This window comes from Streptomyces doebereineriae, assembly GCF_031845645.1.
Lineage (GTDB): Bacteria > Actinomycetota > Actinomycetes > Streptomycetales > Streptomycetaceae > Streptomyces > Streptomyces canus.
In genome coordinates this window covers 38,481-61,902 of sequence record NZ_JAVREZ010000009.1, presented here as the reverse complement: position 1 = coordinate 61,902, position 23,422 = coordinate 38,481, and the positions used below count along the sequence as shown (strand labels likewise).

General features: G+C 71.4%; 19 protein-coding genes and 1 pseudogene. 6 read left to right on the top strand and 14 right to left on the bottom strand.

Annotated features, from left to right (window positions below; genetic code table 11):
- Positions 1 to 12: 12 nt before the first annotated feature.
- The 6 genes from fxsT to RNB18_RS25540 all read right to left on the bottom strand — a co-directional run bounded on the left by fxsT (position 13) and on the right by RNB18_RS25540 (position 9,222).
- Complete coding sequence (gene fxsT / locus RNB18_RS25565; RefSeq protein ID WP_311716455.1) at positions 13 to 3,933, bottom strand: FxSxx-COOH system tetratricopeptide repeat protein; 3,921 nt, start codon at positions 3,931 to 3,933, stop codon at positions 13 to 15.
- Entirely contained in the window at positions 3,930 to 5,258 is a 1,329-nt protein-coding gene (locus RNB18_RS25560) for a TIR-like protein FxsC (protein ID WP_311716454.1), read from the bottom strand. Before RNB18_RS25560 ends, fxsT begins: the two co-directional genes overlap by 4 nt.
- 89 nt (positions 5,259 to 5,347) lie before the next feature.
- Entirely contained in the window at positions 5,348 to 6,130 is a 783-nt protein-coding gene (locus RNB18_RS25555) for an aminoglycoside N(3)-acetyltransferase (RefSeq protein ID WP_311716453.1), read from the bottom strand.
- Positions 6,123 to 8,288 carry a radical SAM/SPASM protein FxsBH, inactivated beta-hydroxylase extension form gene (fxsBH, locus tag RNB18_RS25550; protein WP_311716452.1) on the bottom strand — a complete coding sequence of 722 codons (2,166 nt, stop codon included), beginning with the start codon at positions 8,286 to 8,288 and terminating at the stop codon, positions 6,123 to 6,125. Before fxsBH ends, RNB18_RS25555 begins: the two co-directional genes overlap by 8 nt.
- A 408-nt stretch (positions 8,289 to 8,696) precedes the next feature.
- Positions 8,697 to 8,867, bottom strand: coding sequence for a hypothetical protein (locus RNB18_RS25545; RefSeq protein ID WP_311716451.1), 171 nt, complete (start codon positions 8,865 to 8,867; stop codon positions 8,697 to 8,699).
- Positions 8,868 to 9,048: 181 nt separating this feature from the next.
- The gene (locus RNB18_RS25540; RefSeq protein ID WP_311716450.1) at positions 9,049 to 9,222 is read right to left on the bottom strand and encodes a hypothetical protein; all 174 of its coding nucleotides are present in this window, start codon (positions 9,220 to 9,222) and stop codon (positions 9,049 to 9,051) included.
- Between the two features lie 206 nt (positions 9,223 to 9,428).
- Between RNB18_RS25540 and RNB18_RS25535 the strand changes: the two genes are divergently transcribed.
- Positions 9,429 to 10,343 carry a DUF4231 domain-containing protein gene (locus RNB18_RS25535; protein WP_311716449.1) on the top strand — a complete coding sequence of 305 codons (915 nt, stop codon included), beginning with the start codon at positions 9,429 to 9,431 and terminating at the stop codon, positions 10,341 to 10,343.
- A 21-nt stretch (positions 10,344 to 10,364) separates the two neighbouring features.
- On the opposite strand, the gene RNB18_RS25530 is transcribed toward RNB18_RS25535, so the two are convergent.
- On the bottom strand, positions 10,365 to 10,832 hold the full coding sequence (locus RNB18_RS25530) for a hypothetical protein (RefSeq protein WP_311716711.1): 468 nt from the start codon (positions 10,830 to 10,832) through the stop codon (positions 10,365 to 10,367).
- Positions 10,833 to 11,027: 195 nt separating this feature from the next.
- Complete coding sequence (locus RNB18_RS25525) at positions 11,028 to 12,122, bottom strand: Gfo/Idh/MocA family protein (RefSeq protein ID WP_311716448.1); 1,095 nt, start codon at positions 12,120 to 12,122, stop codon at positions 11,028 to 11,030.
- A gap of 131 nt (positions 12,123 to 12,253) precedes the next feature.
- On the opposite strand from RNB18_RS25525, the gene RNB18_RS25520 reads away from it, so the two are divergent.
- Positions 12,254 to 12,883 (top strand): ScbR family autoregulator-binding transcription factor, encoded by a 630-nt coding sequence (locus tag RNB18_RS25520; RefSeq protein WP_311716447.1) that lies wholly within the window; start codon positions 12,254 to 12,256, stop codon positions 12,881 to 12,883.
- A gap of 9 nt (positions 12,884 to 12,892) precedes the next feature.
- Here RNB18_RS25520 and RNB18_RS25515 read toward each other — a convergent pair whose 3' ends face one another.
- The 4 genes from RNB18_RS25515 to RNB18_RS25500 form a co-directional block, all read right to left on the bottom strand.
- The gene (locus RNB18_RS25515) at positions 12,893 to 13,930 is read right to left on the bottom strand and encodes a rod shape-determining protein (RefSeq protein ID WP_311716446.1); all 1,038 of its coding nucleotides are present in this window, start codon (positions 13,928 to 13,930) and stop codon (positions 12,893 to 12,895) included.
- Between the two features lie 153 nt (positions 13,931 to 14,083).
- Positions 14,084 to 15,535 carry a carboxyl transferase domain-containing protein gene (locus RNB18_RS25510; protein ID WP_311716445.1) on the bottom strand — a complete coding sequence of 484 codons (1,452 nt, stop codon included), beginning with the start codon at positions 15,533 to 15,535 and terminating at the stop codon, positions 14,084 to 14,086.
- Positions 15,528 to 16,973 (bottom strand): acyl-CoA synthetase, encoded by a 1,446-nt coding sequence (locus tag RNB18_RS25505; protein WP_311716444.1) that lies wholly within the window; start codon positions 16,971 to 16,973, stop codon positions 15,528 to 15,530. Before RNB18_RS25505 ends, RNB18_RS25510 begins: the two co-directional genes overlap by 8 nt.
- Before the next feature lie 36 nt (positions 16,974 to 17,009).
- Complete coding sequence (locus RNB18_RS25500) at positions 17,010 to 18,371, bottom strand: SLC13 family permease (protein ID WP_311716443.1); 1,362 nt, start codon at positions 18,369 to 18,371, stop codon at positions 17,010 to 17,012.
- A 209-nt stretch (positions 18,372 to 18,580) separates the two neighbouring features.
- Between RNB18_RS25500 and RNB18_RS25495 the strand changes: the two genes are divergently transcribed.
- Positions 18,581 to 19,288 (top strand): FadR/GntR family transcriptional regulator, encoded by a 708-nt coding sequence (locus tag RNB18_RS25495; RefSeq protein WP_311716442.1) that lies wholly within the window; start codon positions 18,581 to 18,583, stop codon positions 19,286 to 19,288.
- A gap of 179 nt (positions 19,289 to 19,467) precedes the next feature.
- Positions 19,468 to 20,016: pseudogene (locus RNB18_RS25490) on the top strand (RNA-guided endonuclease InsQ/TnpB family protein); the annotation flags it as partial.
- Positions 20,017 to 20,072: 56 nt separating this feature from the next.
- On the opposite strand, the gene RNB18_RS25485 reads toward RNB18_RS25490, so the two are convergent.
- A complete protein-coding gene (locus tag RNB18_RS25485) occupies positions 20,073 to 20,942 on the bottom strand; it encodes an ATP-grasp domain-containing protein (RefSeq protein ID WP_311716441.1) in 870 nt (289 codons plus the stop codon).
- Between the two features lie 124 nt (positions 20,943 to 21,066).
- Here RNB18_RS25485 and RNB18_RS25480 point away from each other — a divergent pair, with 124 nt between their 5' ends.
- A complete protein-coding gene (locus RNB18_RS25480) occupies positions 21,067 to 22,134 on the top strand; it encodes a MerR family transcriptional regulator (protein ID WP_311716440.1) in 1,068 nt (355 codons plus the stop codon).
- A gap of 4 nt (positions 22,135 to 22,138) precedes the next feature.
- Complete coding sequence (locus RNB18_RS25475) at positions 22,139 to 22,753, top strand: O-methyltransferase (RefSeq protein WP_311716439.1); 615 nt, start codon at positions 22,139 to 22,141, stop codon at positions 22,751 to 22,753.
- Positions 22,754 to 22,760: 7 nt separating this feature from the next.
- Here RNB18_RS25475 and RNB18_RS25470 read toward each other — a convergent pair whose 3' ends face one another.
- Positions 22,761 to 23,354 (bottom strand): hypothetical protein, encoded by a 594-nt coding sequence (locus RNB18_RS25470; RefSeq protein WP_394817666.1) that lies wholly within the window; start codon positions 23,352 to 23,354, stop codon positions 22,761 to 22,763.
- Positions 23,355 to 23,422: the final 68 nt, after the last annotated feature.

The window sequence follows — 23,422 nt, the reverse complement described above, 5'->3', positions numbered from 1 at the left end:
CCCGACCCGGGATCACACGGACAAGGGCTCCAGATCCCGGTAGATGCGCCGATCACGGCTTGCCAGCAGGGTGATGCCGTTGTCCTCCCCGAGCAGCAGGCGCAGTTCTGCCAGCGCGTCGTCCCGCAGGGCGCGGGCCTCGCCGTCACGGCCTAGGGCCCGCAGGGCGAGCCCCAGGTTGGTGACCACGGCGAGCGTCTCGGGGTGGTGGCGCCCGAGGGCCTCGCGCAGCACCGGCAGCGCCGCCTCGTCCCGTTCCCGCGCCTCCTCGAAGCGGCCCTGGTCGTAGAGGACGTTGGCGTAGTTCACGCTGCAGAACACGGTGTGCGGATGGTGCTCGCCCAGCACCTCCTTCATGCGGGGCCGCACCTTGAGGAACACCGCCTCCGCCTCGTCCAGGTCCTGGCAGCCCCAGTGGAAGATCCCCAGGTTGTTCAGGGCCGCCTGGGTGTACGGATGCGCCTCGCCCGGCACCTTCATGTACTCGGCGAGCACCTCTTGGGCCACCTCGCGGGCCCGGTCCCGTTCGTCGGCCGCGAACAGGTCCGCCGCCAGGTTGAGGTCGCAGGCCAGCGAGTCGGGCGTCGGGGCCGAGTACTGGTCCTTGTACTGCTTGCGGGTCGCCTCCGTCAGCCGACGGGCGTCCTCCAGCTGGCCGTTGCGGCGCAGCGACACCGCCAGGGACTTGGCACAGCGCAGGGTGCCGGGGAACTCCCTGCCCAGGATCCGTTTGTGGGCCGCGTACGCCCGCGAAAGGATGGACACCGACTCCGCGTACCGCCCGACCTCCCTGAGGTCACGGCCGAGCCGCTCGGCCGAGGCCAGCGTGTAGGGATGGTCCGGGCCGAGGACGGCCGTGCGCCGGTCGAGCGTGTCCTGGTCGATGCCGCGTGCCTGGCCGTAGTTGCCCACCATCCGCAGGGCGAGAGCGAGGTTGTTGGCCGCGCTGAGGGTGCGCCGGTGCGACTCGTGGAAGATCTCGCTGAAGCCGTCGTGCGCCTTCTCGGCCAGGCCGACCGCCTTGGTGTACTCGCCGAGGGCCGCCAGGTCGCTGGAGAGCGCGGACATGGTGGCGTAGGTGTGCGGGTGCTGTTCGCCGAGTTCCCGGCGCTGCCGTTCCAGCAGGTCCTCGCCGATCTCCCGGGCCTCCACGTAACGCCCCTGCGAGCGCAGCACGTTGGCGAGGTGGAAACGCAGGTAGAGGTAGTAGACGTCGTCCTCCCCGAGCACCGGCTTCCAGTGCTGGAGCAGGTCCTCCGCGAGGCGCCTCGCGGCCAGGAAGTCACCGCGTTTCCACTGGTAGCGGACCCGGTCGATGAGCAGTCGACGGGTGTCGGCCTCACGGCAGTTGCGGGCGTCGGAAGCGGCCAGGTGCGGCCAGATGACGGCGAAGCGGGGCCAGGTGGCCGGGTCGTCGATGGGTTCGTCACCGTCGGGCCGGGCGCCCGCCAGGACGGTGTGCACGACGTGCCGGGCCTCCCGCTGCTTCTCCTCGGGCATCTGGGCGCGGATCACCGCCTGCACCAGCCGGTGCACCTGGAGGCTGTTGGTCTTCTGGTCGACCTTGGCGAGCGCGAACCGGCCGATCTCCCGGATGACCCGGCCGAGCAGCAGGCTCTCCTGGAGCGAGGGGTCGTACGGCTTGAGCGCCGTGATCATCTCCTTGCTGTAGAGCAGTTGCTGGGAGATCGGCTCGGGAGCGAGGAAGGCGCACAGCTGCAGCAGCCGTACCGCCGCGGGTGATCGCTTCTCCAGCTGCTGGATCGACACGTTCCAGGTGGCCGCGACCGTCCGCGGGTAGTCGGGCGGCTGGTTGAGGTCCAGCACCTCGGTGGTCTGCCGGGCCAGCTGTCGCAGATAGTCCTCGATCGGGGTGGCGGTCTCGGCCAGCCAGGCCGCCGCCTGTTCGACCGCCAGCGGCAGATCGCCGAGCGCCTCCGCCACCCGGTCGGCGTCCCCGGCCGTCAGGCCGTCCTCGCGGCGCCGGGTCAGGTGCTCGACGCTCTCCTTGCGCTCGAAGACGTCGATCTGCTGGGACGCCCCGTGCTGGGACCAGGCCTGGTTGCGGGAGGTGACGAGGATGTGCCCACCGTCTCCGGTGGGGAAGTAGCGGGCCAGCTCCGCGGGATCGCCGGCGTTGTCGAAGACCAGGATCCAGCGCTTGGTCGGCAGCCCCCGGGACAGCCGCTGCACGGCTTCCTGGCTGGACTTCGTCATGTCGTCCTCGGGGCCCGTCGCGCCTATCAGCGGGGCGAGTTCGGCCAGCGAGGCGACCACGTCGTCGATGTGTTCGGCGGAGATCCACCAGACCAGGTCGTAGTCGGCCATGAAGCGGTGCACGTACTCGATGGCGAGCTGGGTCTTGCCCACCCCGCCCAGTCCGAACAGCGCCTGCGGCTGCGGCGGGCCGGACAGGTCGCCCAGCTGGGTGCGGATCCGGTCCATGATCGGGGCCCGGCCGGTGAAGGTGGTGTTGCGCTGGGGCGCGTTCCAGATGCCGGGGGTGATGCCGGGGAAGCGGGGGGCCGACGGGCTGCTCTCGGCCGGCTGCAGCGGGAGTTCCAGCGCGCGCTGGAGCGCGGCCACACACTCCGTCTCGTCGAGCCGGTGCAGGTCGGTGCACGGCTCCGGGAGCGGAACCTCCTCGACTCGCAGCGGCACCACCGAGCTGCGGGCGCCCTCCGGGGTCCGCTCGCCGAGGGCACGCCAGACGGAGTCGGCGTACCGGGACTCCTGGAAGGTCTTCGACAGCAGCACCACGGTGTGGGCGGTCGTCTCCGCCGGCTCGACCGGACCGGTGGAGATCTCGTGCAGCGTGACCTCGCAGCCGGCCCGCTTGAGGAGGTATTCGACCCAGTCGGCCCACATCCGCTTCTCCGCCGCGTACGCGACCACGACATCGGCCACGCTGGTCAGCGGCCGGCGCCTGAGGTAGGCGTCCCGGCAGCGCAGCCGGACCGGTTCGGGGATCTGCGGCAGCGAGGTGACCTCGCGGTCGGAGATGACGGCCGTGAGCCGCTCGAAGGCGGACAGCAGCGAGTTGGCGATGCCGCTCTCGTCGCCGACGGTGGCGAGGGTCTCCTCGTAGGCGTAGTACGGGCGGTAGGGGATCTCGACGTTGCCCCAGTAGGCGCTGAGCTCCTCCTGGCTCAGCGGCCGGCCGTCCGCTCCCTTGGGCAGCCCCTCGAACCGCATCCGGGCCAGCGCGCGGCCGGCGTCGACCTTCTCCTTCTCGCCCTCGTCGATGCGCATCGGCACCGGCAGGACCCGTATCCGGCGCGGCCGGTAGCCCTCCTCGACACTGCGGGCGACCACCGCCGCCCCCTCCAGCGCCTGGTCGCTGAGGGTGAAGCAGTCCACCAGGACGTCGGGCATCTCCATGGTGCAGATGTCGGCGTTGTCCGAAAGACCGGTGCGGCTGTCGATCAGGACATAGTCGTACGTCCCCTTCATGCTGGCCCTGAGCGCCCTGAGGAAGGTGCCGCCGCCGAGCCGCTCGTAGAAGTTGTCCCACTCGAACGAGGTGACCGCCGCCGAGTAGGCCCGGTCCTGGCGGCCCGCGGAGAGGAAGTCGAGAGAGCCGCCCTCGGGGAAGTGCAGGTCGAAGCGCTCGGGTCGGATGGACACGGCGTGCTGCTCGACCTGGGCGTAGGCCAGGTGCCAGTCGTCGGGGCGCTGGGTGCCCGTGGTCGCGGCCCAGGCGTAGTCCTGGATGATGTTGATGACCCCCGGCGTCGCGGACAGCGCCTTCGGGTCCAGGAACGGGTGGAAGAAGCGGTGCAGGCCGGGGGCCTCGAGGTCCCAGTCCACGGCGAGCACGCGTTTGCCGTTGGCCGCGAGGATCCAGGCGGTGTTGGCCAGGGCCATGGTGCGGCCCGTACCGCCCTTGTACGAATAGAAAGTGATGACACGTCCGTCGCGCGGGCCCGTCATGCTTCTCCTCCGTGGTCGGGTCCGCCTTCCGGGTACGGCGGCTGGATGGGGCCCAGCAGACGGGGCCTGGGCACGTGCGGACCCGGCGGCGGATGGGCCTCCGCGTGTTTGAGGTACTGCCGGGTGGTGTGCGCCACGACGGCGGGCAGCACGTCGGTGAACGCCTTGAGCGTGGGGACGCCGTTGACCGCGGTACGGCAGTCGGTGCGTCTGCCGCGCTCAAGCAGCAGCGGGAGCGTGCGCTCGAACTCCGTGGTCAGGCGCTGTCCCTCGTCGCCGTGACACTGCAGGTCGGCCCGGTTCCAGGGGACGACCGCGCTCACCCACGGCTGGGCCTGGGCGTCGAACGCCTTCAGCCTGCGCCGCCGTTCCTCGTCGGTCAGCGTCCACCGGTCGACGAGCAGGATGCGCGGCCGGCCGGTCTTGCCGCTCTCCTCGCCGGTGCCGGGGGAGAGCGGGCCGTCGGTGTCCTCGTCGTCGAAGGAGGAGACCGTGGGCCGGTAGTCCAGCGAGCGGATCAGCTCCTCCGCCAGGGCGGGCAGCGGGCGCGTCGACTCCGAGTGGTACGGGTTCCAGTCCAGCGCGTCCTCGCCGTAGGGGCGCGGGTCCCGGTCCTCGGGGACGCTGTCGCGGGTGGGCGCGGCCACCGTCAGATGGATGTGCCGCGGTTCCTCGCCGCGCGGCCGGAACGCACTCGGTGTCGACTCGTAGTCCCGCAGCCGGCCGGGCGGCAGCGGCGACTCCTCGGCCACCTGGACGATCCGCTGGGCGAGGGTGAGGACGGTCTCCTCGTACTCGTCGCGCAGCCGGCTGAGTTTGATGAGCCCGTAGAAGCCGTTGGTCGCGTAACGGTCGCCGAAGGTCGTCCGGTCGAGGTGTATGTGGCGTATGGAGTCCGGCAGTTGGTGGAAGTCGACGCGCGTCCACAGGGCCGGGACGATGGCGGACACCTCGCGTCCGCCGGCGGCCCTGGCGTGCAGGATGCGCTCGTTGAACGCGAACAGTTCCCGGCCGCACATCTCGCTGGTGAAGTAGCGCGGTGACAGCAGCGGCACGAAGACCCGGCAGCGGGCCAGGTTCTCGCTGAGCTTCCTCGGCCACCCCACGCCGGAGCCCATCTCCCGGTCTATGAAGCCGACTTCGGCACCGGCGGGCAGATCGGTCAGCGCCATGATGTGGTTGCACAGGTCCCGATAGAGCTGGTGCACCCAGTGGTCGGGGTCGCCGCCGCCCGACCCCCACGGCGGGGTGTGGGCGTAGCTGAGGAAGAAATAGGGCTGCCCCTCGGCCGAGGCCTGCCCCCACTCTCCGTCAGGTGTGTCCAACACGCCCCCCTGCGCGTCGATGACCCCGTAGCCGGAGCCACCTGGAACCGGAAGAACAATGTGCCTGACCAAGGGCCTGGGCGGTTCACTTAATTCAGGTCATTTCGGGAGCGATATCTGGACAGTTGATCGCGTACGTCGTCCACGACGGCCCTCATACCGAAGAGCGTGACCGTCTTTCCGGACCACCGACCCCGGGTGAGGAGCTTGCCCGGCAACCGCGCGCCCATCTCCGCGAAGTCCCGGTCGTCCAGGGCCACATCCTCGTACGGGTACCAGTTGCCCGGCGCTCCGACCACGCACCGGTACTCGCGTGTGGGCGGTGCCGGGGTCATGCGGTACTCGGCGAGATGGAAGGCGCTGCACACCTCGAACCCGACGCGCAGCAACAGCACTTCGGCGTCCGCCGCGTACAGCCGGGCGAGCGGGGAGCGCTCACCGAGGTGGCAGTGCGGGTCGTGTCCGGACAGCAACTCGGCGGCCCGCGCCCCGATTCCGGCCAGCGAGGTCTGCGGATGCGCGCTGCGTACGGCTCCCCTCGTGGTGCGCACGCACTCGGCGAGCGCGCCCATCGACGGGCAGGGTGTGGTGTCCTGGTCGAAGGGCGGCATCTTCCTCGCCCGGTACACGGCGGCCTCCTCCGCGCTCAGGTGGGCGACGCGGGCCCGGTGGGCGCGGGAGGTGTCCGAGTTCTCCGGGGTGAAGGCGGGCACCACGAGGGTGCCGTCGGGTCCAAGGGCGGCCAGCAGCGCGTCCCGGACCAGGGTGGGGGGCAGGCCGGTGCCACTCAGCGAGGTGTGCACCATGAGGACACCGCCGGGTCGGATGCCCAACTCGCCCAGCAGCAGGCGCAGTCGCGTCAGCTCAGACAAGACGCCGCCACTCCGCGTGCAGCTCCTCCAGGAAGGCGGCGCCGCTCTCGGTGAGCTCCCTCGCGGGCAGTCCGGTCAGCCGGGTCAGTGCCCGTTCCGTGCGTGCCAGCGCCGAGGCCGCCGCAGCGCTCGAGGGCCCCGCGTGTTCGGCGTCCCCCAGGCCGTCGGACGCCTCGGCGAACAACTCGCCGGCCCTGCTTCCCGGCACGTGCAGATGCGCCGCCTCGCGCAGCGCGGCCAGCCGGGCCCGGCGCAGATGACGCGGTAATTCCCTTGCGAGTACGGCGGGTTCGGCGTCGACGGCAACACCCAGCGCGCCCAGCCCGTGCTCGTCCCCGCGGACGCCCGTCCCGGCCGCGAGCGGGGTGACGACGGCGAGGGGCAGGGGAGGACGAGTCCCCGACGACAGCGCGGTACGAAGCAGATCCCTGAATGCGGCCAGGGCGTCCGGAGTCAGGGGGGCGGACACCTCTGCCGCGTAGACGGCACGCCAGGGGTCGGCGTCGTCGATGAGCAGCGGCGGTGTGCCGTTGCCGTCGGACATCTCCAGCGTCGTCAGCGGCCGCCACCAAGGGCCGGGACCGGTGTCCGTCGCCGACGTGCTGCCGTCGGCGAGACGCACGCTCACCGTGCGGCCGGTGACGGTCGCCTCCACGCGCCCCGGGGCGGGCAGTGTCATGGTGCCCAGCGACGGAAGGTGCAGCTCCCGGGACGGCTGCTCCCAGGACAGCTGCAGGGGGGCCTGGGCGTGAACGGCCGCGGCGACCGCGACGGACGCGCAGCGTGCGGTCGTGGTGGTGCCTGACTGGCCCGAGCGGCGCAGTGAGGACCGTACGTAGGGGTGGGCCAGCAGTCGGTTGAGGTGGGTGGCGCCGTCGTCGTCCGCGTCCAGGCGCAGCAGGGCGTGCCAGGTCTCGTCCCAGTCCGGGCGCCCGGCGAGCCGCTCGTTGGCGGCGGCCAGCCGTTCCCGGTCCTGTTTGAGCAGGGCGAAGGACAGCTCGTCGGGGTCGTGGACGCCGGGGAAGAGGGCGCGCTCGGTGATCCGGTCGGCGATGCCGTCGACCAGGGCCCGCAGGTCCGCGCAGAACACGGAGGGATTGTCGAAGCCGTTCTCCGAGCTGTAGCGGTGGGCGTAGAGGCCACCGCCGCAGGACTGCACCACGGGACAGCGACGGCAGGTCTCGGACACGCCCGCGAGGCCCGTCTGACGGGCCCGTACCCCGGGATGCCGGGCGAGTTCCGCGAAATCGTTCCGGAAGACGTCGTACCCCGTGGCGGGGGCCCCGTCGTAGGCGGTCTTCAGCGAGTCGGCCTGCTCGAAGGTGCCGTCGGTCTCCACGACCGCGAGATCGGACGGGGCGAGCCCCATGGCCTCGGTCAGGCTGGGGCCGCCGTGCAGGGTACTGAGCACCGAGTCGAAGGTCCGCACGGGCACCTTGCGGCCCTGCTCGGTCCAGCGGTCGAAAATGGTCAACAGCCAATCGGCGTACGGTGTTTGCGACCCGGAGTCGCCGCGTGGGGGTGGATTGTCCCAGGTGGAGTGCGGCAGGAGGTAGTCGATGCGCGGCGGATCGAGCGCGGTCAGCGCGTCATGGACGGCGACCGGATCGTTGCGGACGTCGACGGTGCACAGCAGCCCGCCGAAGAGATGCCGGTACGGCGGTGTCTGCAACAGGTCGACGGCACGCAGGACCCGGTCGTAGCTGCTCCTGCCACGACGGTCGAGCCGGTGCCGGTCGTTGGCGAGCTTGTCGCCGTCCAGGCTCAGACTCACCCGGACGCCGAATTCCGCGAACACGTCCAGATGGCGTCGGCTCAGCTGAATTCCGTTGGTGTGAATTCGGAGGTCCAGCGGAGTGATATCGGTGAGTGCGGTGGTGAGTTCCGTGCAGATCTCGCGCAGTCGGGCCGGGCCCGCGAGAAGGGGTTCTCCACCGTGCAGAATGACGGATACGGATTCCAGTCCGACGGCTCCGGCATATTCGGCGAGTCGACGGGCCGTCTGGGTGACCGTCCCCTTCTGGATGACGACCGGCCGCGCTTTCCAGCTCCGGTCGGCGTGCTCGTAGACATAGCAGTGGTCGCACGCCAGATCGCAGCGGCTGTGCACCTTGAAGACGAGCTGCTGGAGCGGGGTGTCCGCCGCGGGGTCGGTCATTTACCACAGATTAGTACCTGCGGCCACCCCTGGCGCCCCGGTTCAGGACAACTCCCAGGATACGTGCAGGGATTGATGGGGGACGGGTGTGCTGGTGGGGTTGACCCGGAGTGTGCGCACAGAGCGGTCAGCAGCGGCGATGTGTGGACGCGGATCGTGATCGAGATCGCCAGATGTTGGTGAGGTCTCGATCCATCAGGCATAGTGGCTGCTGCCGCCCTGGCTGTTCGTGTCGCCGGGGCGACGCACAGAACGGACCCCGGCTGAGGGTCCGGCCCCGGGTGAAGCCGGAGCCGGACCGTCGCGCGGAGTCTGCAGAGGCGGGTCCGGCCGAAGCGTCAGCACGGCCGGGCTCGCTTCTCATTGCCCTGGCCTTGGCCGGTTCACCGCTTGCTCAAGTCCGCACGTTCAGCGGAACATCAACGTCACGACACACGCAATGATGGTCGCGATCGCCGCGAGGAGTTCGAACAGCGTCGTCCAGCGCGGGTCGATGGTCCACTTGACGGGGTTTCTTTCCTGGTCTTCCTCGATATCACTTCCTTCCGGTTGCGGGTCATCGGATTCTGACTCTCTCAATTCTTCAGCCCCATTTCGCTCGGTGCGTCATGGGAATCCTCACGGATCCCCCCGCGGAGCCGTGGAAGAACATGAGAGTGCGTCAGTATAGCGAGAAGGCGAGCGCGGAAGTGGGCTGTGCAAGTTCAACGAGGCTGACTTTACAGCCCACTTCTGTCAAGCGAGTGCTGGACAGCGCGACCTACAGTGCACTGTCGAACGTGATGGGCTTGGCGGGACGCCTTTCCGGGACGTCCAGAACCCGCGCGGCCTCGGTCCTGGCCGACTCGCTGGGGACGATCGTCCCGAGCGGGGTGAGTCGACGGGACGTGGGACCGGCGACCGGTCCGCGCTCCGTGGTGGCTTGTGCGTTCATGTGTGCTGATGTCTCCTCTCGAGGGCACCGGTCTGCCCCCGGCCCAAGGGGACCAGAGGGTCCGGTGTCGCTTCGCGATCCATGAGGCAGAGACAGCCCGGGTTTAGGCGGACGATACCTCAGGAGACCATGCCCGGAGCATGGCTTGGGGGCGCGTACACGCTCATACTCGATGGTCCAGGTGAGCATGCCGTCGGGGGTGGTTCATGAGCGCCGCAATTCCGGGTCCTGGCACGACATGGAGTGATCACGACCTGCCCCCGCTCTTCCGCGTTAACGATCAACTCGCGATCACCCATCAGAGTGAATCGTTTCGCGCCGTCCGCGCCCAGTTGGTCGTCCTGCTGGCGGCCACCACCTCGGCCATGCTGGCCGAACGCCTCGACAGCCATGTCCCCGCGCTCCTGGCCGCGCTGCTGTACGCCCTGACCATCGGCATCGGACTGCGCACCACACGCCGTCGTGCCCGCGCACGCTGGCAGGCCCATCGTGCCGTCGCCGAGCTGCTGAAGTCCCTGGCGTGGCAGTACATGGTGCACGGAGGGATCTTCCACTCCCAGGTGGCCAACGCGGACGCGCTGTTCGCGGAGCGGGTCGAGGAACGGCTCAGGGAGATGCGCAAGGTGGGCTGGGAGGACTCCAGGAACGGGGCCCATGCCCGCGGCGAGGGCCAGATCACCCCGGCGATGCGTCAGGTGCGGGCGAAGGCCTTCTCGGTACGGCGGGACATCTACCTGCGTGAGCGATTACTCGAGCAGCACGCCTGGTACCGGCGGCGCGCCGCGCAGGCCCACCGGGCCTCCGTGCAGTGGTCGTCCGTGACCGCCGTACTGACCCTGCTGGCCCTGCTCGCGGCCGTGTTCAGGGCGGCCGGGATGCTCGGCGGCTGGGACCTGACCGGGGTGCTCAGTGCGGCCGCGGCGGCGGGGGTCGCCTGGCAGGAGGTGCGCCGGCACCGGCCGCTGACCTACGCGCACTCGCTGGTCGAGCAGGATCTGGAGACCCTGCGGGTCGAGATGAGCACGACGGTGACCGAGGACCGGTGGGCCCTGGCGGTCGGCGAGGCGGAGCGGCTGGTGTCGCCGCAGCACTCGGACTGGCTCGGCAGGTTCGGTGGCTGACGGCCGGCCACAAGCCGGGTGTCATGGCGCGCGGCGCACATCCGGCTCCCACAGCACGGTCACCGGCACCCCCGTCCGCCGCGCGTAGGCGACCACATCGCCGGTGCCCCCCAGCCCCCGGGCCGGGCGGCCGTCCCACACGGCGATCAGGCGGTCGCAGTGGTCGACGATCCAGCGCCCCGCCGCGAAGTACGCCTCCTCGTGCGTCGGCTCGCGCGGCAGATCGACGCGGTTCGCGCAGGCGCGCAGGATCCTGCGGTACCCGGCGCGCGCCGCGTCGTCGTCGAGGTGCGCCTCGTAGTCCATGCCCGGGATCACCGCCGTCACCGGGACGCCCCCGTCCAGGGCGATGTCCGCGAACAGCTGGTCGGCGCCGGCCGCGAGACAGGTGAACGCCTCCAGGGCGCCGCCGCTGAGGTGTCTGCGCATCTCCGCACGCACACCCGGCAGGACGGAGCCCGGGATGGAGCGGTGCCCCGTCACACCGATCCGGGTGACGGAGGTGAAAGCCGGTGCGGTCGCGGTGGAATCGGTTCCGGCCTGTCGGGTCGTCGCGGTTCCGCTCGTCACGAGAGAGCCTCCCACAGCCGTCGGAACTACACCGTAACGCCGTCGGTGGGGAGCACACAGGGGCGCACCTGCTCACACCGGGCTCGTCGGGCGACGTCCCCTCAGCCCAGCCACTCAGCCCAGCCGCACCCGACGGCCGCTCCCGGCCGAGGACCTGACGGCGTCCAGCAGCCGGTGCACCCGCACGGCGGTGGTGAAGTCGGGGCCGAAGTCGTCTCCCGTGCGGATCGCCCGGGCCAGGTCCGTGTAGACCTGGGCGACGTTGCTGACCGGGGACGGGGTGCCCAGCAGCGGGCGGTGTGCGTCGGGGACGGTGAGCTCCCGGGCGGGGGAGCCGTTGGCCGGGGCGTGGGTCAGGGTGAAGCGGGGGCCCACCAGCGAGTCGTCCGACGACGCCAGGACCAGCCGGCCCGTCCGCCCGTGCACCTCGATCCGGAAGCCGTCGCCGCGCGGACCGCCCGTCATGAAGTGCGCCGAGGCCGCCGCGCCCGACTCCAGCAGACCGCCCAGCACGATCTGGTCCGGGGAGGTCACCTCGATGGGCTCGCCGGTCTCCTCCATCGTGATCCGGTCGATCCGGGTCGCCAGGGTCGCCGAGATCTCGGCGAAGTCCCCGACGGCGTACTGGAACATGTCCAGCGAGTGACCGCCCACCACGGCGAGATGGTTGACGCCCTTCGTCTCCTCGAACAGCGCCGCATACCGCGTGGACCACACCTCGGGCGTGGCGAGCGAGTACAGCAGGGACGCCGACAGCACCTCCCCGATCAGCCCCTGCGCCAACACCTCCCGCAGCAGCCGTACTTCGGGATGGTGCCGGCTCTGCAGCCCCACCGCGTGCCGTACGCCCGCCGCCCGCGCCGCCGACTCGAAGCGCTCGGCGGTCGCCGCGTCCGGGGCCAGCGGCCACTCGCTGTACACATGCCGGCCCGCGGCGATCGCCGCCTCCACCAGCCCGTCCCGGGAGGGGAGTTGGACCGCGACGGTGACCAGGTCGACGTCCGGGTCGGCCATCAGCGCCCGGGCGTCGTCGTACGACTTCTGCGCGCCCCACACCTCGGCGGCGGCCCGCGCCGACGCGGCGGTCGTACCGGCAACTGCCGTGACCTGAAAGTCGTTTAGCGCCCTGAGTGCCGGGAGATGGATGTTGCGACCCCATCCCCGCTCGGCGTGCGCGCCGACGACACCCACCCGGATCCTGTCCGCCATGCCAACTCCCCACGTTTTCCAGGGTGGTTCCCTGGTCCGTCGATAAAAGTACCAGTCGGTTGGTTTTTTTATGGGTCGGGAAGGCAAACTGATCCCGAGAGCACGTCGCGACACAGGCAGGGGTTGGACGCATGGTCAGGCAGGAACGCGCGGAGGTCACCCGGTCGGCCATCCTCGACGGGGCGGCCCGCGCCTTCGACGCCGAGGGGTACCACGGGACGTCTCTCGGGGACATCGTCAAGGAGGCCGGGGTGACGAAGGGCGCGCTCTACTTCCACTTCGGCTCGAAGGAGGAGCTCGCCCAGGCCCTCGTCGACGAGCAGTTCTCCGCCCTGGAGTCGGTCACGGACACGGGCAAGCCCGGGGTGCAGACCGTCATCGACATCGTGCACACCATGGCCCGGCTGCTGGTGGCGGACGTCCGGGTGCGGGCCGGCATCCGCCTGGTCATCGACCAGAGCTCCAAGACGGGCATCGTCAGCGAGCCGTACACCCGGTGGATCGAGCTCTTCCGGGAGTGCCTGGTCCAGGCGCAGCAGCGCGGGGACGTCAAGGCGGACCTCGACCCCGGGCGGGTGGCCCGGCTGATCGTCGGCTCCTGGACCGGGCTGCAGCTCAGCTCCCAGGTCCTCAGCGGGCGGGCCGACCTGACCGAGGAGACCACCCTCATGTGGGAGATGCTGCTGCCGAGCATCGTGCCGCCGCGTCGGCTGGAGCGGTTCCGTCCCGAGGGCACGGCGCTGGTGCCCGAGATGGTCTGACGGGGTGCCTCAGGAGGACACCGGGTCGAGCGACATCGGCTCGATGCGGCCCTCCAGCATGTACCCCAGTCCCTGTACGGCGCAGACGTCGGGCCGCTCGGCGATGTGCACCGGCATCCCGGTCGCCTGCCGCAGCATCTGGTCGAGCCCGGGGAGCAGGGCGGAACCGCCGACCATCATGATCCCGCGGTCGGCGAGGTCGGCCACCAGGTCGGGCGGGCAGTTGCGCAGCACCCGGCCGATCCCGTCCAGGACGGCGGTCAGCGGGGTCTCGATCGCGTCCCGTACGGCGGCGGTGTCGACCTGCACGGAACGCGCGAGGCCGGTGGCGACGTCCCGGCCGTGGATCTCGGTGGAGGCGGGGCCCTGCGGGGTGAGGCCGTTGCCGGAGAGGGCGAGCTGCAGCGGTCGTACGGACTGACTGGGCAGCATCAGCTCGTGCTCGTGACGCAGGTGCTGCACGATCGCGTGGTCGACGGCCTCACCGCCGACCGGGACGCGCTCGGCGGTCACGATCGACCCGAGCGAGAGCACGGCGACCTGGGTGGCGGCGGCCCCGCACACCATGATCATGGTGGCCTCGGGCCGCTCGACGGGCAGTCCGCAGCCGACGGCGGCGGCGATGAGGGTGTCCACGAGCTCGACGCGCCGCGCCCCGAGTCCCACGAGGGTCTCGATCGCCGCGCGCTGGGCCAGCGGGTCGGCGTCGTGCGGGGTGCAGGCGGCGGCCCGCAGGCGGGGCTTGCGGCGCAGATTGCGGCGGATCTTGTCGCCGAGCAGATGGCGCAGCATGCGCTGGGCCATCTCGATGTCGACGACGGTGCCCCCGGAGACGGGCCGTACGACACGGATGTAGTCGGGGGTGCGGCCCGTCATCTTCTCGGCGAACTCACCGACCGCGATCAGCGCGCCGGTACGGGTGTTCACGGCGGCGGCCGACGGCTGGTCGACGACGAGCCCGGCCCCCCTCACGTACACCCGCGTCCTCGCCGCGCCCAGGTCGACGGCGAAGTGGCAGCGGCGCAGCTGCTCCAGACTGGCGGTCATCGCAGGTCCTCCCGAGAGCACAGACCGTGGGCCGCGCCGGGTGGCGGGCTTAGTGGCATTGTGCGGCGCCGGGGTAGGAGGGGCCCTTATTGAGGGGCCGGGTGGGGTGCGGCTAAATGGGCGATTTTGTCGCTTATGTCTGATCTGGGTGTCTTATGGGGTTCTCCCCTCCGGGTGGGCGATCACCCCGAGCTCCGCCAAGTCCTGTGGGCGGAGCCGCAGTTGGTCCGCCGTCGCCTCGACATCCTCCCGCGGTCGCTTGAGGATCGCCGCCGCCAGTTCGGGTGCGATGACGGAGAAATAGCTGTCCGGGGTGGCGTACGTGGCGCCGGGAGCCGCCAGGGCCAGGGCGCCGCCGGAGCCGCCCTCGCCGACGAGGAGGGTGGTGATCGGGGTGCGGGCCGAGGCGACCGTGGTGAACAGGTCGGCGATGGCCGCGCCCGCGCCCTGACGTTCGGCCTCCGCGTCGTTGGCCGCGCCCGGGGTGTCCACCAGGGTGAGCACCGGGATGCCCAGACGGTCCGCGAGGCGGATCAGGCGGGTGGCGGTGCGGTAGCCGGCGGGGCGGGTCGCCGTGCCGGTCTGGGCGGCGTAGGCGATGGTGCGGCCCCCGCGCTCCCCGAAGCCGCACAGCATGCCCGGGTCGGTGCCGCCGCAGCGGTCACCGGAGATGGCCGCGCGGTGGGTGAAGTAGCCGTCCAGGTAGTCGGCCGCGCGCGGTCGCTCGACGGAACGGGCACGCCGGACCGCGTCCCACCCGGTGGCGGGGAGATCAGTGGTGCCGAGGGGGGCCGGGACGGGGGCGGGTTCGGCGTGCGGTGTGGGGTGGGCTGCGCCGGTCGAGTCCGTGGGTGTGGAGTCGGTGCTTCCGGGCGCCGGGTGTCGGGGGGCGGGCGCCACCTCGGTGGTGTGACCGTCGGTGGCGCTGTCCGACGGCCTCGCCAGCAACCGCAGCCACATCCCCAGCGTCCGCCGCAGCTCCTCCGGTCGTACGACCGCGTCCACCGCGCCCGCCGCCACCTGGGCCTCCGCTGTGTACGCCGACGGGTCGGCGTCCGGAGGGCGGACCCGGGAGCCCGCGAAGCCGACCTGGGCGCCCGGGAGAGCGAGGATCACGTCCGCGCCGGCGCCCAGGGTGGCCCAGCCGCCGCCCGTGGTGGGGTCGCGCAGTACCGCGATCTGTGGGAGACCCGCCTCTCGGGTGAGGGCCGACTGGCATGCCACGCGCTGGAGTTGGGTCAGGGCGAGCATGCCCTCCTGCATACGGCTGCCGCCCGTGGCCACCAACGGGACGACGGGAAGCCGGTGTTCGCGGGCGTATGTGTACGCCGCCTCCAGACGGTCACCGGTGCGTTCACCCAGCGAGCCGCCGAGGAAGCCGAACTCGAAGGCGATCAGGACGGCTCGGGTGCCCTCGACACGCGCGGTGCCGCAGATGACCGACTCCTGCTCGCCGGTGCGTTCGGCGGCACGGGCGCGCGAGGCGTCGTAGCCCTGCCAGGCGAGGGGTCCGTCGGGCTTCGACTGCCGTTCGGGGTACCGGATTTCGGCGAAGTCGTCGGCCACCAGGGCCACGACCTGGCGCGCGGACAGCCGCTCAGCCATGCAGCGCCCGCTTCATGATCTTCCCCATGTCGTTGCGGGGAAGGGCGGCGAGGTGGTGGACCACCCGCGGGCGCTTGTGGGGGGCGAGGCGGGCGGCCACATGGTCCGCCAACTCGTCCAGAGCGGGCGGGGACTGAGGATTCTCCGGGACGATCCACGCCACGATCCGCTCGCCCAGATCCGGGTCCGGCTCCCCGGTCACGGCGGCCTCCCGCACCCCCGGGTGCTCCAGCAGCGCGTTCTCGATCTCGCCCGCCCCGATCTTGTAACCCCCGCTCTTGATCAGGTCGGTGGCCTTCCGGCCGACGATCCGGACGTATCCGTCCGCGTCCCGCACCGCCATGTCCCCCGTGCGGAACCAGCCGTCCGCCGTGAACGCCGCCACCGTCGCGTCCGGCCGGTTGAGGTACTCGGTGAACAGGTTCGGCCCGCGCACCTGGATCTCGCCGACCGTCTCGCCGTCGTACGACGTGATCGGCGACCCGTCCTCCTCCACCAGCCGCAGCTCCACGCCCGGCAGCGGTACGCCCACGGTCCCGGCGCGTGGCTCGCCGTCCGCGCGCACGCTGGTGTTCATGAGGGTCTCGGTCATGCCGTAGCGCTCGATGACCCGGCGGCCGGTCGTGGCCGTGATGCGCTCGTGGTCGTGCACGGGGAGCGCCGCCGAACCGGAGACGAGCAGCCGGGCCCCGCCCAGTGCCTTCACCAACTCGGGGTCTGTCGCCAGGGTTTCGGCGATGCGGTGGTACATCGTCGGGACGCCGAAGAGCATGGTCGCGCCGGCGTTCAGCTCGCGGGCGACCCCGTCCGTGCTGAACCGGCCGAGGTGACGGACCGAGCCGCCGCGGCGGAGCGGGCCGAGGATGCCGAGGACCAGGCCGTGCACATGGAAGAGGGGCAGGCCGTGCACCAGGATGTCGTCCGACGTCCACTGCCAGGCGTCGGCGAGGGCGTCCAGCGTGGTGGCGATTGCCCGGCGGGGGAGCACGGCGCCCTTGGGCGGCCCTGTGGTGCCGGAGGTGTAGACGACCAGGGCGGGGTCGCCGTCCTGCGCCGCACTGTCGGGGGCAGTGCCGCCGGTGCCGTGCACGTCGATGTCGACGCGCTCCAAGTCACCGACAGCCGCAGGCAGTTCGGCGCCCGGCGGGACGAGCAGCAGGACCGGCGCGCTGTCGTTCAGGATGTGCCCGAGCTCCTTCTCCCCGGACTTCGGGTTGAGCGGCACCGCGGCCACACCTGCCTCCAGCGCCGCCACCACGGCCACCGCGGTCTCCAGTTCCGCGGTCGCCCAGACGGCCACGCGGTCGTACCGCGCGAGACGGCCCGCCAGGGCGCCGGTCGCGGCCGCGAGTTGCGCGTAGGTGAGTGAGCGGTCGCCGAACCGCAGGGCGGGACGGTCCGCCGTGGCGCCCCTGAGGGCCGGGAAGAGAGAGGTCACGCTTCACAACTCCTAACGTGTTTTCGCCTGTCGGTCCTACCCGAAGCCCGGAACCACCAACACCAGCCACACCACCGCGGGTACCACCGCCACCACGATGCCCCCGTAGATCATCAACTGCCGGAAGAAACGCTCGCGGTCCACGTCCGGTGCCGCGGCCAGCACCAGCGCGCCGTTCGTCGAGAACGGGCTCACGTCCACGACCGTCGCCGAGACCGCCAGCGCCGCCACCATCCCGACCGCCCCGATCTCGCCCTGCGCGAGGAACGGCACCGCCAGCGGGATCAGCGCGCCCATGATCCCCACGGACGAGGCGAACGCGGAGACGATCGCGCCGATGTAGCACAGCAGTACGGCGGCCAGCAGCGGGACGCCGATGCCGCCGACGCCCTCACCGGCCCACTTGATCGTGCCGATCTCCTCCAGCACGCCGACGTACGTGAGAACACCGCAGATCAGCAGCACCGTGGACCACGCGATCTGCCCGACCGCTTTGCGGCTGTCCTCCGGCCAGGCGGCGCTCAGGATCACCGCGAGGGTGATGGAGGTGAGCCCGGCGTCGAGGTCGAAGGCGAGGACGGCGACGACCAGGGCGACCAGAGCGGTGAGGGTGGCGATCCGCGCGGGGGTGAGACGGGTGGTGTCGGGGGCCTCGGTGCGGGTGGCCACGGCGGTGGCGGGGCCGCTGCCGGAGGAGGGGGCGGGAGCGGCGCCGGTGCCGTCGTCCGGTGCGTCCCGCTTGTCGGGAGCATCCCCGGCCCCGGCGGCCTCGTCCAACGGGACCGCACCCTGCGCCCACAGCTTCAGCCCGCCGAACAGCACGAACATCACGCCCGCGATGACGAGGTTGACGATGAGCGAGGCCAGGAAGAGGAACACCTCGTTGCCCGGGAGGTGCTCGCGCTCGACGATGCCGTTGACGATCGTGCCGTAGATGCTGATCGGTGAGAAACCGCCGCCCTGGGCGCCGTGCACGACCATCGCGCCCATCAGCAACGGGCTGATCCCGTACCGCGCGGCGAAGCTCAGCGCGATCGGCGCGACGATCGCGACCGCGGCCGGGCTGACCGCGCCGATCGCCGTCAGCGCGCCGGTGATCGCGAACATCACCCATGGGATCAGCGCCACCCGCCCGCGCACCAGCCGGATGGACGCGTGGACCAGCCAGTCCGTGGTGCCGTTGGCGCGAGCGATCGCGAACAGGTACGTCACGCCGACGAGGACGACGAACAGGTCGCCGGGGAAGCCGGCGAAGATGCCGTCCGCGTCGAGGTCGGCGACGAGCTCGCCCACGGCGAACGCTGCGGCGAAGGCGAGTGCGCCCATGTTGACGGAACGGGTGGTGGCGATGACGAACACCACGACCAGGACGAGGATCGAGATGAGTTCTGGGGACATACGGGCTCCCGTCGTTGGGCCCCGGAGCGGTGGGGTGGGCCGACTGGCTCAGTGGACAATTGGCTGAGCCACTCAGCCACATGGGGGATGGCTGGTTAGCGTGGTGCGGGCCAGGCGGCACGTCAAGGGGGCGCGCAAAATTGGCTCAGCCACTTGGCCAATTGGCCACCTATGGGGTGTTACTCTCCCGACGAACGAGAGGGGGACCCGTGACCGACGCCCTGCGCCCCATGACCAAGCCGCGGCTCTACGAGCAGGTGCTCGACCGGCTGCGCCAGTACGTCGCCGAGGGCGGGCTCCGGGCCGGCGACCGGCTCCCGCCCGAGCGCGACCTTGCCACCCGCCTCGGCGTCAGCCGGGCCTCCGTGAAGCAGGCCATCGTCGTGCTGGAGGTCCAGGGGCTGGTCGAGGCACGGCACGGCGGCGGGACGTATCTCGTCCGGGACAGCCTCGACGTCGAGCCCGTCGAGAAGATGGTCGAGCGCCGCCGGCGCCTGCCCGACGTCCTCGACGCCCGCGAGGCCCTGGAGACCAAGCTCGCCGAACTGGCCGCCGAACGCCGCACGGACGAGGACCTGGTCGCCATGCGCATGGCCCTCGCCAGGATGGCCGGGGAGATCGAGGACGGCGGTCACGGCATCGAGGGCGACCGGCTGTTCCACGCGGCCGTCACCGGCGCCGCGCACAGCTCTCTCCTCGCGGAGTTCATGCGCTCCATCGCCGACCAGATCGCCGAGAGCCGCACCGAGTCCCTGCGCCAGCCGCACCGCCCCGAGCGTTCCCTCGCCCAGCACCGGGCGATCCTCGACGCCATCGCCCTCCAGCGCCCGGGCCAGGCGGCCACGGCGATGCGCCGCCATGTCCGTACGGTGGCGAAGGTACGGCTGCTGGACTGGGAGCCGGAGGAGGACGGGTAGCGGCGACCGCCGTGCGTCGGGGGGGGGGGACCCGGGATCGCGCTACCGGGATTCATTCGCAGTGCATCGGGCTTCAGCCCGGTGGTGAAGCGAATCTGTGATGGCGACGCGGAGCGTCGCCGTGTCTTGTCCGGCGGAGCCGGGTACCGCGTGTTCATCACCTATGGTGCGGAGCACCGCCCAGGTTCCTGCGCCGCGCGGAGAAGAAGCTGAAGAAGGCCCAGCGCGAGATGTCCCGCAAACAGAAGGGATCCAGGAACAGGGAGAAGGCGCGACTCAAGGTCGCCAGCGCCCACGCACAAGCGACAAACGCCCGCCGTGAGTTCCACCACCAGCTCTCCACCCGGCTGATCCGCGAGAACCAAGCGATCGGCGTGGAGGACCTGGCGGTCAAAGGACTGGCGCGCACCAAGCTGGCCAAGAGTGTGCATGACGCGGGCTGGTCGCAGTTCGTACACATGCTGGAGTACAAAGCGGCTCGGTACGGGCGGACCCTGGTGAAGATCGGCCGGTTCACACCGACCAGCCCGCCCTTGCGCATTAGGACCTGGGCCTGTGCCGCCTGTGGCGCGATCCATGACCGGGACCACAACGCCGCGAAGAACGTCAAAACGGCCGCCGGACTGGCGGTTACAGCCTGTGGAGCGCAGGTAAGACCAGGACTACTCCCGGCACAGCGCGACGAAACAGGAAGCCACGGATTCCCGTCCGAACCCCGTGCCGCGTAGCGGCACAGCAACGGACGAGAAGGCCAGAATCCTCGGGCTTCAGCCCGAGGAGCAAGTCAACGCGCGGCCCGCAGCACCGCTTCCACCACCGTCTGCACCGACGCCGGGTGCAGGAACAGGAAGAGGTTCGGCTCGACCAGCTCCAGTTCCATCACCCGCGCCCGCCCGTCCTCCCCGTCGACGAGATCCACGCGCGCGTACAGCAGCTCCGGCGCATCCGGTACGGCGGCCAGGGCGCGCTCGGCGACCGCGAGTTCGGCCGGGGTCGGCGTCCAGGGCTCCAGGCCCGGGTGGGCGACCTTGGCCGCGTCGAAGGCGGTACCGGGAGCGAGAACCGCCCGCTTGCGGCTGGCGTGCAGCAGTCGGCCCCCGAAGAACTGCAGCGCCCGCTCACCGCCCGCGTCGATGCCCCGCATGTACGGCTGCACCATCGCGGTCAGCCCCTCGGCGTGCATGCGCTCCAGTTGCCGTACGGCACTGTCGTGCTGCTCGGGCCTGTACCGCGCGGCATACCGCGCGCCCGCCCCGGAGGTGGGCTTGACGACGTACTCGTGGTCGCGGGGCAGGTCGGCGGGGTCGCCGGGCGCGAGATACCGGGTCGGCACCACCGGCACCCCCGCCTCCGCGAGCTCCCCGATGTACCGCTTGTCGGTGTTCCAGCGCACGACCTCCGCCGGATTGGCGAGCCGCGTCACCTTGGCGCACCGCTCCGCCCACGCCACGAACTCGGCCGCCCGCCAGCTGTAGTCCCAGGTGGACCGGATGACGGCCAGGTCGTACCCGGCCCAGTCGACGTCACCGTCGTCCCAGCACACGGCCTCCGCCTCCGCCCCGGCCTCGCGCAGCGCGGCCACCAGCACGGGCAGGTCGGCGTCCTTGCTGGGTTCGGGCCGGGGGTCGTAGGTGACGAGGGCTATGCGGGGCACGGCGGGTTCCTTTCCCATGGGGGTCGTCCGGCAGGCTATCCGCGGCAGGGGAAACCGCGGCAACCCGTTTACCTTCCCCCTTGGTGAAGCCCCACCATCGAGGGCGAGGAACGGAGGAGGCCGTATGGAGTGGCTGACGATCGGGGCCTTCGCGCGGGCGTGCCGTCTGTCGCCGAAGGCGTTGCGGCTCTACGACGAGTTGGAGCTGCTGCGTCCGGCCCGCGTCGACGCGGCGACGGGCTACCGCTACTACACGCCGGTCCAGCTCGAACAGGCCCGGCTGGTGGCGTGGCTGCGGCGGCTGGGCATGCCGCTGGCCCGGATCCGTACGGTGTGCGCGCTCCCGCCCGCTGCCGCCGCCGACGAGATCCGCGCGTACTGGGCGCAGGTCGAGGCGGAGACGGCCGTACGGCGGGATCTCGCCGCGTTCCTCGTCGACGAGCTGGCGGCGACGCCGAGGAAGGACACCACCGTGCTCGAACTGCGTTACTCCGCCCACTCGGACCCGGGCCTGGTCCGCCCAGCCAACCAGGACACCGCCCACGCGGGCGCCCGACTGCTCGCGATCGCCGACGGCTACGGCCCGGCGGGCGCCCCCGCCAGCAGCGCGGCCGTGGCGGCGCTGCGGTTCCTGGACACCGCCGACCTCCCGGCCGGCAACGTCCTCAACCTCCTGGCGGACGCGGTGCACGGGGCGACCGAGGCGGTACGGGACGTGGCCGCGGGCACCGACGAGAACGGCACGACCCTGACCGCCCTGCTGTGGACCGGCTCCCGCCTCGCCCTGGTGCACATCGGCGACTCCCGTGCCTATCTCCTGCGCGGCGGCGCCCTCTTCCGTATCACCCACGACCACACGGTGGTCCAGTCGCTGATCGACGAGGGCCGGCTGACCGCGGAGGAGGCCGGCACCCACCCCCAGAGGGCCCTGCTCCTCAAGGCCCTCACGACCGGCACCCCGGACCTGAAACTGCACGACGCCGAACCCGGCGACCGCTATCTGCTGTGCTCCGACGGCCTCTCGGGCGTCGTCCCCGACACCACCATCCGCGACCTGCTCACCACCGCCGCCGCCCCCGACACGGCCGTCCACTCCCTGGTCGACGCGGCGAACACCGCGGGCGGCCCGGACAACGTCAGCTGTGTGGTGGCGGACGTGGTGGAGACGGCGGCCCGGCCCGCTGCATCATGACGCCATGTCGATGTCCGGAACCGACGCGTACGACGGGGAACCCCATCTCCCCCCGCTCGTCGAACGAGCCCTCACCGCGGCCCGCGCCCACGGCTTCTCCTACTCCTGCCGCCCCGAACAGGGCCGTCTGCTGCAGGTTCTGGCGGGCGGGGCCCGGACCCTCGTCGGGGAGACCGGCACGGGCTGCGGGGTGGGTCTGGCCTGGCTGGTCTCGGGGGCGCGGGAAGGTGTACGGCTCCTCAGCGTCGAGCGCGACCCGGAGCGCGCCCGCGTCGCCGCCGAGGTGTTCGCCGACCGCCCCGACGTGCGGATCCTCCACGGCGACTGGCGGCGCATCGAGGCCCACGGCCCCTACGACCTTCTCGTCCTCGACGGCGGCGGCACCGGCAAGACCCCCGACGACACCCCGGCGGAGCCGGCCCGCCTCCTCGCGCCGGGCGGCAGAATCGTGATCGACGACTTCACCCCCGCGTCGGACTGGCCGCCCCGGCACGGCGGTTCCGTGGACCGCCCCCGCGTCTTCTGGCTGGAGCACCCCGCCCTGAACACGGTCGAACTCCCCCTGGCCGAGGACCTGGCCACGCTGGTGGGGACGCGACGCCGGAGCGCGGGGCGGTAGGGCGCGATCAGCGCACCGCAACCCTTTGCAGCAGGCCCCACGTGAACTCGGCCACCACCTCCCGGCGCACGCCCTTCTCGTCCGGGGCCGTGAACGTCAGGCCCCAGCGGGTCGGGGCCGTGCCCTCCAGGGGGCGGGCAGGGGGGAAGGCGTGGGCCGCCTCGTCCACCGTGCAGGACCATGGGGTGAGGTCTTCGAGGGTGCGCAGGGCAGGGCCTTCGGCTTCCGGTGCCCTGATCAGCCACTCATTCCACACCGTCGAGCCGTTCGGGGCCAGGAGCGCCTCGAAGCACAGGTCGGGCCAGAGGGGGACGGGCCAGAGCCAGGCCTCGCACTCCAGGTCGCCGACCTTGCGGGTCAGGACGGTCTCGGGGGCGCCGAGGACGGAGCGGTAGCGGGAGGCGGGGGTGCGGGACCGCGGTGAACGGACCATCGCCTGCCAGCGTTTGTTGGCCTCCCGCATGTCCGCGATCGATACGCCCAGCGCGTGCCGGGCGTCCTCCACCAGGCCGGGGTTGTGGTCGGCCATGCGGCGCAGCAGGACCAGCTGGAAGTCGAGCGGGGTGAAGGGCGCGCTAGCCGCCTGCTTTCCGGAGGGCATGCCCCCCATCGTCCCCCACCGCCCATTTCCTTGGTGCTCCGCCTCCGGGCGCCTCAGTCGGTGTCGAG